Genomic DNA, 12,606 nt, shown 5'->3' on the forward strand with positions numbered 1-12,606 from the left:
TATTAATAACCAGGATTTTGCTTCAGGTTTGGATTGAGGGATATCTGGTCTCTCGGGATCGGGAACAGCGTCCGGTAATCCTGTGAGGCAGCTTTCAAGCGCCATGCTTTGGTGTACTGTCCAAACCGGATTAGGTCTTGACGACGGTGCATTTCCCATGCCAGTTCGCGTCCGCGCTCTGCCAGCAGCTCATTCAACGTAAGTGTCGTCGTTGTGTAAGCCGACATACCGGCACGGGCACGAATTATGTTGGCATCCGTAACGGCAGCTGCCGCATTGCCAAGACGCAGGTTAGCTTCAGCCCGCATCAGGTACGCATCACCCAAACGGTAGATAATGAAATCGTTATCCTGCCACGAATCCTGCGTAAAGTTGTTGCGCTGAATCTGGTATTTCGCGTTCCGAGCACCAGCCGACCGACCTACATAACCAGCCTGATAAGCAAGCGTGGTTACTTCAGGATTAAGAACTACCGGTTGCGAATCATCGATCAACGGCGTACCATCCGCTTTATACTGCGGTCCAACGAGCCACATTCTCTTGCGGGCGTCTTTGTCATCGAACGAGTTATAGAACTCCGTAACTGCACAGAATCCATTCCAAGGCTGTTGCCCCAGGTTATAGGTCAGCTGATGCAGGTAGTGCAGGGTCTGCATCTGCGGGCGGAATCCAGTCCGTTTGGTGCTGCTGAACGGCGTAGCCAGAATGATTTCGGCCGAACCCTGGTTCTGAGTCGAGAAGTTGCTTAAAAAATCAGAAGCCAGTGCAAACTTGCCCGAACCAATGATCGTATCCAGACGGGTCACGGCATCTTTCCAGCGTGGGGTACCCGTATAAACCTGTGCGTTCAAGTACAGTTTAGCTAGGATCATATCTGAGACGTACTTATTCATACGCCCGTAATTCGCTCCTCCTACTGTACTCGATAAAGCAGCCCGGTTATCCAGCAATTCTTTTTCAACAAACGCAAATACCTGCGCACGGGTGCTCTGCTGGGGTGTCGATCCTCCCAATTGATTGGCAATAATGACATTACCAAACAGGTCCATCGCCTGGTAGTGGAAAAATGCCCGCAGCGTTTTCAACTCGGCAATGCTAGTCGCGTCAGTAAGCGTTCCTAGCTGCTGATTAATCGCTGTGATATTGTTATAACACCAGTTCCAACGATCATTGAATACGCTGTTATCGGTAACAGGATCCCAGGTGTGGGTATAATACCGAACCCACTTGTCGCCATCCTTCCAGTCACCTCCACGGGTAGGTACAACCTGTTCGTCCGTCGTCGTGTTCAGATCGGTCATGTTGCTCCAATAGTCACCAAGACCATTATAAAGCGGTCCGATCAAGGCATTCCGCTGAGCTTGTGTATTGCCAAAATCACCCGATGTAGGCAATACATCGAACGTTTTTTCGGTCAAGTCTGTACAGGCTTGTCCAGCTAATAGCAGCGCTGCACAGCCCATTACGACTTTTATACTTATAGTTTTCATTGCTTTTTGAATTAGATCTTTATAGCACTTTGTTCATAAGATTCTAACGAAGCATTCACAAACCAAGTACGTATTAACTCGTTCGATTTGTGAATGCCTAGCCTTAGAATGTCAGATTCAGACCCAACTGGAATGTACGTGTTTTTGGATAGAAACCAGCGTTAGCATCGTCCAAACCGACTGGGTTCGGAGCTTGCCCGATTGGCAGGTTACCTGTCGTTACACCACTTGATGCAGGATTCGACACTAAGCCATTGGTGTTGTTACTAGCTAGGTTACCAGCTGCCTGTAACTCAGGATCGATACCTTTGTATGCCGTAATGACGAACAGGTTGTTACCCCCCACATAAACCCGAGCACCCGAGAAGTACTTGTTTGGCCGAACGGGGACGTTGTAGCCGATCTGCCAGTTGTTCAACCGAACAAACGTACCGCTCTCGATCCAGTTGGTCGACAGTACGTTGACGCCGTAGTTGTTTGGTAGCGACGTTACGTCACGCAACATATTTGTTTCCAGGATCGATCCAGGAATCGAGTAGTTCGAACGCGTATTGTTCAGAATTTTGTTACCGAACACACCACGCAACAGGAAGTTCAAATCGAAGTTTTTGTACCGGAACGAGTTAATAAACGAACCATTCAAGAATGGCTGCGGATTACCCTGGTTGATTGGGTTGCCAGCAGCAACTGCTGCTGCGGCATCAGCCAATGCTACACTCGGCGTAGGGGTGTCGCCCGAAGCGGGACGCAACAAGGGTTGTCCATCCGAATTGTAGCTACCCGCAAACGTGGGTACGTTGTTGAACTCGCCCAACGGACGGCCCACTGTCAGGATCGACGCGTATACGTCAGACAAGCCCCGACCACTGAACGGATTGAAGCGAACCTGACCGATGTTGAACTGATCATTCGTTAGCGATACAATTTTGTTCTTGTTGTACGAGCCAACGATCCGGGCATTCCAGTTAAAGTCGCCTTTCTTGATGATGTCGCCACCAAACGAGATTTCAAACCCGCTGTTGCTCATGCTACCAATGTTAGCCAGGATGGTATTAGCAAAGTAGTTTACTCCATCAGCAGGTACGTTGATATTATACAGCATGTCGCTTGTCAGCTTATTATAATACTCGATCGATCCCGAGAAACGGCTGCTAAACATCTGGAAGTCGATACCAACGTTCGTTTGGCCAACAACCTCCCATTTGAGGTTGGGATTAGCATTCTGCGTGATACCATAACCTGGCAGGAAGTCGCCGACAGTACCATCGTAGTAGGTACCTTTCTGACCATACAGCTGAGTTGATGTGTATGGGTTGATACCTTCCGAGTTTCCTGTCTGTCCCCAACCTACCCGTAGCTTCACGAAGTTCACCACGTTTGATTTGGGGAAGAACGATTCATTCGAAAGATTCCAGCCCGCAGCGATCGATGGGAAAATACCCCATTTGTTGTTCGTACCAAATTTAGAGCTACCATCCCGACGTACCGTAGCCGTCACATTATACTTGTCAACCAGATTAACCGTTGCCCGACCGAAGAACGAGATCAGTTTGCTTTGGTTCCGGTACGAGTTGGCAAACGTGTTACTTGGGTAAATCAGTGTACCACTTCCCAAACCTAAGTTGTTGAATCCAGTAGAAGTCGTCACAAAGGCGCTGTTCGCAGCAGCAAATCCATCATTGTCCAATTGCTGGAACGAATAACCGCCTAACAACGAAAGGTTACTGCTTGTACCTAGGCTCCGGTTGTACGTAAGCGTCGTTTCGAGCAGTTGGTTGAGCGTATTATACTGACGGCGTTCAGCCCGACCATTATTACCAGCGTACGCTTTGATAGCTGGATTCGTTACGTAGTTATTGTTGGTCTGGTCATTCTGCAATTGAGCATTCACACCGAAGGTTAAACCGTCGATAATCTCGTAACGTAGGTTAGCACCCAAGATAGCGGTGTTACGTGTCCCATTGTTAGTTACGTTCTCCAGCATAGCAACCGGGTTGTTCAAATCGAACGCGCCACCCACTTCAGCGTAACCACCAAGGTTATTAGTCAAACTAGTAGGGTCTGTATACCGAACAGGCAACGTAGGCAGAAACTGAGCAGCACGACGCAGAATACCATTATCAGAAAATTTCTGATTGGTGCGCGTGTATTGCAGGTTATACTGAACGTTCAACCGGTTGTCCAATGCTTTCTGATCCAAGTTGATACGGCCAATGATCCGATCAAAACCCGTGTTTTTAACAATACCCTGCTGATTGATATAATCAACCGAGCCACGGTAGCTAAACGTCTGCGAACCGCCCGATACCGCAATATTGTGGTTGTTCGTGATCGCTGTACGCGTTACCTGGTCGATCCAGTTCGTGTTGTAGTAGTTTCCGCTGGCATCTTTTGGGAAACGCTGACCATCGCTAAGTGCCGAAGCCCCTTTGATTTGCGTTACCGCATTAACGTAGCCTGGTCCATCAAGCAGATCAAGGCGTCTTGAAATCGTCTCAACACCCACGTAGTTATTGAATGCAACCGTCGCCTGTCCTGCTTTACCACGCTTGGTTGTAACGATGATTACCCCGTTAGCAGCCCGCGAACCATAGATGGCCGCTGCCGACGCATCTTTCAATACGTCCATTGACTCGATGTCGTTCGGGTTTACCTGGCTGATTGGGACACCAATCATACCGTCAACTACGTAAAGAGGCTCAGAACCACCAGCCAGCGAGGTATACCCGCGCAGACGAACGGTTGGCTGTTGGTTGGGGTCACCCGATGGAGTCGTGATAACCAGACCAGCTACTTTACCTTGAATAGCCTGTAACGGGTTGGGGTTGATACCAGGGTTAAATTCTCTGGAAGTTACCTGTGCTACCGAACCCGTCAGATCTTTCCGTTTCGCAGTACCGTAACCAACGACAACGACTTCTTCAAGTGCTTTAGTGTCGTCCGCCAGTTTTACGTCAACCGAAGACCGGTTACCAACAGGAACTTCCTGAGAGGTGTAGCCAATGAAACTTAGTACAAGCGTAGCATTGTCAGGCACATTGTTAAGCGTGTACTTACCGGATGCGTCTGTGTTTGTACCCCGCTGTGTACCTTTAATTTGTACACTTACCCCCGGCAAGGTAGCTCCTGACGGATCAGTTACTGTACCTGTTACAGTCCGTCCTTGCGCCCATGCCGCCGAGTTGCTCAACAGCAGCATCATTACCAGCATTGTCAGGAAGCTTCCCAAAGCGTTCCGTCCAAACAGCTGGGGTTGGGGAGTCCCAACCTGACCTACGTAACCCGCGAAGCGGCTCATTTTGTAGGATTTGTCCATCATAGGTTTTAGTAAAAATTTGAAAATAGTAAAGAGATTTGCTAGTGAAAGCTAATAAACTAAATACTCTTAAATTATGTTTTGTCGCCTTTAAGTACAATTTTTAAGAATAGAAGAACCGAACGTACTTACGTAGGAGTATAGCAACTAGGCATGAATTTATAGAATATATGCTTGAACCAGCGAGCAAATTACTAAACGACATATCTAAAATCCAAGCTTAAAAGGTTAATATTAGCTTAGGGAAAGACAATATTGTATCAAAATTATTGTTAAAAATTCCCAGTAAAATACCACTAATCCGATAGGAGTATAAATACTCTGAAGCCTATCCCCTTGATTATAAATGAAATGATTCTTAAGATAAGTATAAATATTTATAAGTTTTCCGAGTTTCGTTACTAATAGAATTTCATAGGCTCACACTAATATTTTTGGCTGATTTACAACTATTTTTGCCTTTATTCTGGCACAGGCCATTGATTAAAAATTATGGATTCAGAGGTTATAAGGCATCTTGCCAGTCAGCTCTCCGGCGATGTCTACGACGATAGTACGTATCGTACACTTTATGCAACGGATGCTTCGGCTTATCGAGAGGTACCAACTGCCGTTGCTATTCCCAAAACGATTGATGACCTAAAGACGCTGATTGCCTTTGCCCGCGAGCACAAAACGTCGCTGATTCCCCGCACGGCAGGGACATCCTTAGCCGGTCAGGTTGTTGGCAGTGGTATTGTGGTTGATGTGTCGAAGCACTTTACGAAAATTCTGGAAGTCAACCCCGAAGAGCGCTGGGTACGTGTTCAGCCCGGCGTCGTGCGCGATGAGCTTAATCTGTTTTTGAAACCGTACGGCCTATATTTTGGTCCCGAAACGTCCACGGCTAATCGCGCTATGATCGGCGGTATGGTGGGCAATAACTCCTGCGGCTCTAACTCGGTCGTTTACCGGGCCACCCGCGAACATACGCTGTCGGTAAAAGCGTTACTAGCCGATGGATCGGAAGCGGAGTTTGGCGATCTAACAAGCTGGGATTATACAAAGCTGGTTGGCGATGCAAGCCGTAAAAATGGCTCGGCAACGTTGGCTGACAAAATACTGCTCAAGACAAACGCTATTTTGGCAGATCCGGTTAACCAGGAAGAGATACGGCGGAACTTCCCAAAGCGGACCATCGAACGGCGAAATACGGGTTACGCGCTGGACGCGCTGCTCGACATGGTTCCCTTCGCGTCCGATGGCGAGCCGTTTAACCTGGCAAAATTCATTACTGGCTCCGAAGGAACGCTTTGTTTCTTAACCGAAATCAAGCTGAATCTGGTCCCCCTTCCTCCTAAAGAAAGTGGACTGGTTTGTATTCACTGCCATTCGATCGATGAATCGCTTCGTGCGACGCTGGTGGCCCTGAATTATAAACCTTACGCCGTTGAGCTGATCGACGATATTATTCTGGAGCGGGCTGATACGAATCCAGAACAGCGTAAAAACAGCTTCTTTGTCCAGAAAACGCCGACGGACCATTTCCCGATTATTCTGGTTGTCGATCTCTCGCGCGACACACGGGCGGAGATCGAGTTGCTGGCGGCTCAGATGGAAGCGGAGTTACGGGCAGCTAATCTGGGCTATCATTACCCGCTCCTATTCGGCGAAGACACCAAAAAGATTTGGACCCTCCGCAAAGCTGGTTTAGGCTTGCTCGGGAATCTACCCGGCGACGAAAAAGCTGTCGCTGTTATTGAAGATACGGCGGTTGATGTTCATGATCTTCCCGACTACATCCGCGATTTCAATGAAATCCTGAAAAAGCATAACATGCATTCGGTGCACTATGCGCACGCAGGATCGGGCGAACTACATCTTCGGCCTATCATCAACCTAAAAACCGAAGAAGGTCACCGTCAGTACCGGCTAATTGCCGAGGAAATTGCGACGCTGGTCAAAAAGTACGACGGCTCACTCTCGGGCGAACATGGCGACGGGCGATTACGGGGCGAGTTTATTCCGCAAATGGTTGGGCCGCACAACTATGAACTGATGCGGCAAATTAAGCATACCTGGGACCCGCAGGGAATTTTCAATCCCGGTAAAATTGTAGAAACACCTCCTATGGATACGTTTCTTCGGTACGAAGCGGGTCAGCAGACGCCAGAGTTCAAAACGTATTTCCGGTACAAAGATCAGAACGTACTTCAGCACGCCGAGCAGTGCAACGGTTCGGGCGACTGCCGGAAAACGCAGGTATCCGGTGGAACCATGTGTCCTAGCTACATGGCCACTCGTAACGAGAAGGATACGACCCGCGCTCGCGCCAACGTTTTACGCGAGATGCTGACGCGCTCCCCCAAGGAGAATCGTTTCGATCACGAAGAAATAAAAGAAGTGTATGACCTTTGTCTTTCCTGCAAAGGATGCAAAAACGAATGCCCTTCCAACGTTGATGTTGCGAAGCTCAAGGCCGAGTTTCTACAACAGTATTACGACACAAACGGCGTTCCAATTCGCTCACGACTGATTGCTAATTTCGCCCGGCTGTCGAGTCTTGCTTCTTTGGTTCCCTGGGCCTGGAATGGTGTCTTGGGAACGCCTTCGCTTCGACGGGTAGCCAATCGCCTGGTTGGTTTCCACCCCGACCGGACGATGCCTTTGCTAGAAAACACGACACTAAAAAAATGGTGGTCAAAACGGGCTGGTAGCGGTAAACAAGCGTCAGCAACAGCAGCATCCGAACCACGCACCGTACTTCTTTTCTGCGATGAGTTTACCAATTACAATGATGTTGAAGTAGGTCAGAAAGCAATCCAACTGTTCGAGCGGTTGGGGTATACGGTTGTTATTCCTGAGCATGGCGAGAGTGGCCGCGCGGCCTTGTCCAAAGGCATGCTTAAGTACGCTAAAACATTGGCTGAGCGCAACGTCCGGCTTTTGAAGGATGTCGTCACCGCCGAAACGCCACTGGTTGGTCTGGAACCATCCGCTATCCTGACTTTCCGTGACGAATACCCCGATCTGGTCGATGAATCGCTCGTGGCTGATGCGAAGAATCTGGCTCAGCACACGCTGACATTCGAAGAATTTATCGCGCGCGAATCGGATGCTGGTCGTATTGACTCCGGTCAATTCACGGATGAAAAGCGGTTAATCAAGCTGCACGGGCACTGCCAGCAAAAAGCGGTCTCGTCATTGGTACCGGGTAAAAAGGCGCTGTCGCTCCCGCAGAACTACACGACGCAGCTTATCCCATCGGGTTGTTGTGGTATGGCCGGTTCGTTTGGCTACGAAGCCGAGCACTACGACGTTTCGATGCAGGTTGGCGAGTTGGTTTTGTTTCCGACCGTCCGGCAGCAGCCCGATGATGTTCTTATCGCAGCCCCCGGCACCTCCTGCCGCCATCAGATCAAAGATGGTACCGCTCGAAAGGCCAAGCACCCGGCTGAGATTTTGTTTGAAGCTTTAAAATAAAACGATAAAGAACCACCGCTTTCACCCAGATCGAGCGGTGGTTCTTTACAAGATGGGGCAGAAATTAAAAGTTCTGTTTCAAGAAACGCTCATACCATTCTGTATTGATACAATTCAAGCGTATACAGCAAAATAATTGTATAAACGCCTAAAATAGCTATTGCATATTAGGAAACAATATTTTACTTTCGGTATACTAAATACAATCCTAAACATCAGCCTTGTTGAATGACACCTTGTCTACGGCTTATACTTATTTGCCTGTGCACCTTGTCTGTGCACTTTTCGGTGGCTCAACGGGCTCCTCTCGTGCTTCCCCCCCTATGTGCAACACCCGATCTGACGGAAGCCCAACGCCATGAGTTATCCCGCGAGGCAGCCTTTGCCTTAAGTGTAAAACAAGCTTCAGGCGAAGCCTTGACAGGTATTGTATACGTTCCGATCCGCCCCCACATTTTCCGGAGCAGCAATGGAACCGGCGGTATGACGATGACTAAGCTGAACAATATCATCGCTATCACCAACAGCTATTACCTCCTTAATGGTAGCGGAATTCAGTTTTATTTCTGTGGTACGTCACCCGACTACATCGACAACGATAATCTGTACAATAGCTTCCCGGCGTACAGCGAAACCTCGGTGAATGGCCGTGACGCGACCAATGCGATGAACCAGTACTACGTCAATGCGTTCGATCAAAGCGGCCTGGGCGGCTATGCGTATTTTCCGGGAAATAGCATTCAGTCAACCCGTTCATTTATCCTCAATGAGTCCGATGAGGTCGATCTCGCAAACCGACTGCTGCCCCACGAAATCGGGCACAACTTTAATCTGTACCACACGTTCGGCAATAGCGGTTCGGGTACCAATGAACTGGTGACCAGAGGTGCTGGCGCTAATTGTACAACAGCTGGCGATGAGCTTTGTGACACCCCCGCCGATCCGTACGGACTGCCTGGTGCAACGACGGTTTATATCAATGGCTGTCAAACCTACAACGGAACGGTTACCGATTCGCAGGGAAATCGATACGCGCCTTCTATTACCAACATTATGTCGTACTATTTTCCGTGTACGCACGATTTTACGGAAGGGCAATACAACCGAATGCAGGCCGGTCTGGCACTGCGACAAACACACACCGCCTACTCACTGGGTTGCCCGGCTACAGCCGTAACGGCACCTAGCAATGTGGTTGCCGCGATAAGCAATGGTAATGTACTGCTGTCATGGCAGGATAACGGAACCAACGAGATGGGTTACTTCATCGAGCGTTCGACCAGTTCCAATACCGGCTTTGTACCCATCGGCGGAGTAGGACCTAACACATCCAGCTATACCGATACCAAGACAGCGCCCGTAACTACGTATTATTATCGGATACGTCCATCAAACAGTACTACGCAAGGACTTAGCTCGGTAGCCAGCGTTACAACATTGGCCTGCCGGCCAACCTACAGCGCGTATGCCTGCTCAGAGAACGACGGATTAGATGGCTTTTCCCTTAATGGCGCTACGCTCAGTCAGAATTCAGGTTGCTCAGCGGGAGGGTATAGTCTAGTGAATGCATCGTCGGCTCTTGTCCAACCCGGCCAGTCGATTCCTTTTACGGCGACTTTATTACCTTCACAATACAGCCAGGGGGTGTCTATATGGGCTGATCTCAACCGGAATGGCTATTTTGAAACCGACCGGAACGAACTGCTCTACCAAACACCTAACACCGTTACGGGCCAGTTCTCGGGAAATTTGGCTTTACCGAACACGTTGACAGCGGGTACGTTGATGATCCGTGTCGTTGTCACCTATAACGGGATTCCAACCGATGCATGCGGCATCTATTCGTATGGCGAAACGGAAGATTACCAGATCACCGTTGCCGGCCAGTCGCAGGCTGATCTTAAACTAAGCATGAAGTCCAGCGCCCGCATACCAGCGCTGAATCAGCCCGTCAGCTTTTCGGTAACAATTCAAAACAATGGGCCATCCAATGCAACGGGTGTTAGCTGGCAAAACAACTTACCGCCTAACCTTACCTTTGTTAGCGGGGGAGCGGGCGTATCAGGTTCGGGTAGCGCCGTTGGCGGAAGCGGTATAAGCCTGAACAGCGGTGCGTCGGCTACGTACGTTTACCAACTCAGGCCAACTCAGGCAGGCGCTTACGTAAATGCCGCTCAGATTTTGACCAGCGATCAACCCGACCCGACCTCCCAGCCAGGCTCTGGTACCGGCGACGGACAGGACGACGCAGCAAATACTGACTTCCGAACGTCAACAAGTAGTTCATCCATCTACGTATCGCCTAACCCTAACCAGACACCCCTACCCGCGCCCCAGTCCAATCAACCCGCGCCCGTAGCGAACAAAGCCGATCTGTCGATGAGTATGCAAGTCAGTAATCGAACCCTTCGCGTTTCTCAGCCCGTAACATTCACACTGACGGTAGCGAACGCGGGCGGACTGACAGCCACCAACATCGTCGTGCGGGACACGTTACGCAATCTTACCCTGACCAGTACCCCGGCGGGTATGAACGTGGTGGCTATCGGAAACGGCTACTCGATTGTCGAAGGAACCATTAGCTCGCTGGCGGCAGGTGCAACCGCTCAGTTTGTATTGACCGCCCAGCCTACTCAAGTCGGGAACCTGATGAATGCGGCTCAGATCTGGTCAGCTGGTACGCCCGATCCCGATTCGACACCGGGCTCCGTTACGCCTAATGCAAATAACCTGAACGGCGAAGACGACGTAGCCTGGCTCGACTTACGAGTAAGCCCATGATGCCTCACTTACCGAACGGCCATTGCTGACGTACACCAGCTGATACAAGGAAGGCGACGATACCCAGGCCAATGACGGTTAAGCCGGAAAGCATGAACGTCAGTCCGGTCGAAAAGAAGATGAACAGCCATACGGTAATCGCTAACAGCACGGGTAGCGGGTATAGCGGCATTCGGAAAGGAAATTCACGGATGGCTCGTCGGCGGTGAAGCAACAGCAAGCCAACGGCCTGCCCGACAAATTGCACAACGATCCGCATCGCTAAAATAGCCGTAATCACATCGCCCAGCCGGAATAGTAAGCTAAACACAAAGCCGACACCCCCTAAGAACAATAGCGAGATATACGGAAACTGGCGCGTCGGGTGCAACCGTGCGAAAATCGGAAAGAACTGCCCATCGGCGGCAGCTGCGTACGGCACCCGCGAATAGCCCAGCAAGACGGCAAACAACGAAGAAAAAGCAACCAGCAAAACCAGAACGGTTGCCAGCTTAGCAGCTGCCGGACCGTAAAGCGTTTCGACAAACGTGCTGACGATAAAGTCACTGTTTTGAGCCTCCTGCCAGGGCACGACACTCACCACGCTCAGGTTCATCAACAAATAAAGTCCCGCAATACCCGCGATAGAAATAAACATACTGGTGGGAATGTTGCGCGTTGGCTTTTGAATCTCTCCACCAAGGTGACAAACATTGTAGTAACCCAAGTAACAGTAGATCGTTTTGACCGATGCTTGCCCAAGACCAGCGGCTATTAATCCACCACTCACCGAGCCCATTGAACTTAATGTTTCCGTCAGCGGAATGCGGGCGTTGCTTAAACCGCCAACAATAATCCAGCCCAGCGTCAACAACACCGCCCCCCACATAACCAACCCAATCTTACCAATCGAGTCAATTTTTCGGTATAACAGGATGATAATGACCAGCACAACTCCGCCCGATACCGCTTTACGCTGCCATTCGTCCAGCGGTATCAGGTACGACATGTACTGCGAAAAACCGATAGCGCCCGAAGCCATCACCAGCGGAGCCTGGATCATGGTCTGCCAGACGTACAGAAAAGCCAGTAGACGACCCCAGCGCTGTTCTCCGTACGAAATCTTTAAAAAATTATAGCTTCCGCCTGCCTTGGGAAAGGCCGCTCCCAGTTCGGCCCAGACAAAGGCATCAACGACCGAAACGAGCGCACCTAGCACCCACGCCCACATAAACTGCGGTCCGCCGAGGGTTTTTATGACCAATGGCAACACAACGAATGGTCCGATACCGACCATATCAATCATGTTTAGCGCTGTGCCCTGAAGCAACGTAAGCCGCCGTGGTAATGCGGAGTCAGTATCCAGTCTGGACGGATTAGACGGCTCTGAGGAGCTGGAAGATGTAGAATCAATCAATAGCGTAAAAGGAAAATCAGAGTGACCTACCAAATGATCAGGCAACGGTCATTTTACGCGTAAAAGTTCGATTCTGCTTTTCATTTTGACGGCTTAGTCTATAACCCGCTGGAAATACGAAGGCCCGTCGATTGGTTGCAAACGAAAAACGTCGTCACAAG

Annotated in this window: 5 protein-coding genes; 2 read left to right on the forward strand and 3 right to left on the reverse strand. The window is 49.9% G+C overall.

Going from position 1 to position 12,606, the window contains the following annotated elements; translation table 11 throughout:
- Window positions 1-2 precede the first annotated feature (2 nt).
- Both M0L20_RS06830 and M0L20_RS06835 read right to left on the reverse strand, forming a co-directional pair.
- Window positions 3-1,490, reverse strand: a complete 1,488-nt coding sequence (locus M0L20_RS06830) for a RagB/SusD family nutrient uptake outer membrane protein (RefSeq protein WP_232560108.1) — start codon at window positions 1,488-1,490, stop codon at window positions 3-5.
- Window positions 1,491-1,593: 103 nt separating this feature from the next.
- Window positions 1,594-4,809, reverse strand: a complete 3,216-nt coding sequence (locus tag M0L20_RS06835) for a SusC/RagA family TonB-linked outer membrane protein (protein ID WP_232560109.1) — start codon at window positions 4,807-4,809, stop codon at window positions 1,594-1,596.
- A 489-nt stretch (window positions 4,810-5,298) separates the two neighbouring features.
- Between M0L20_RS06835 and M0L20_RS06840 the strand changes: the two genes are divergently transcribed.
- Together M0L20_RS06840 and M0L20_RS06845 are read left to right on the forward strand one after the other, a co-directional pair.
- The gene (locus M0L20_RS06840; RefSeq protein ID WP_248476237.1) at window positions 5,299-8,268 is read left to right on the forward strand and encodes an FAD-binding and (Fe-S)-binding domain-containing protein; all 2,970 of its coding nucleotides are present in this window, start codon (window positions 5,299-5,301) and stop codon (window positions 8,266-8,268) included.
- Between the two features lie 309 nt (window positions 8,269-8,577).
- The gene (locus M0L20_RS06845) at window positions 8,578-11,049 is read left to right on the forward strand and encodes a GEVED domain-containing protein (protein WP_248476238.1); all 2,472 of its coding nucleotides are present in this window, start codon (window positions 8,578-8,580) and stop codon (window positions 11,047-11,049) included.
- Window positions 11,050-11,053: 4 nt separating this feature from the next.
- Here M0L20_RS06845 and M0L20_RS06850 read toward each other — a convergent pair whose 3' ends face one another.
- Window positions 11,054-12,334, reverse strand: coding sequence for an APC family permease (locus tag M0L20_RS06850; RefSeq protein ID WP_435531824.1), 1,281 nt, complete (start codon window positions 12,332-12,334; stop codon window positions 11,054-11,056).
- Window positions 12,335-12,606 lie beyond the last annotated feature (272 nt).

The sequence above is a fragment of the Spirosoma liriopis genome (assembly GCF_023196085.1).
Lineage (GTDB): Bacteria > Bacteroidota > Bacteroidia > Cytophagales > Spirosomataceae > Spirosoma > Spirosoma oryzicola.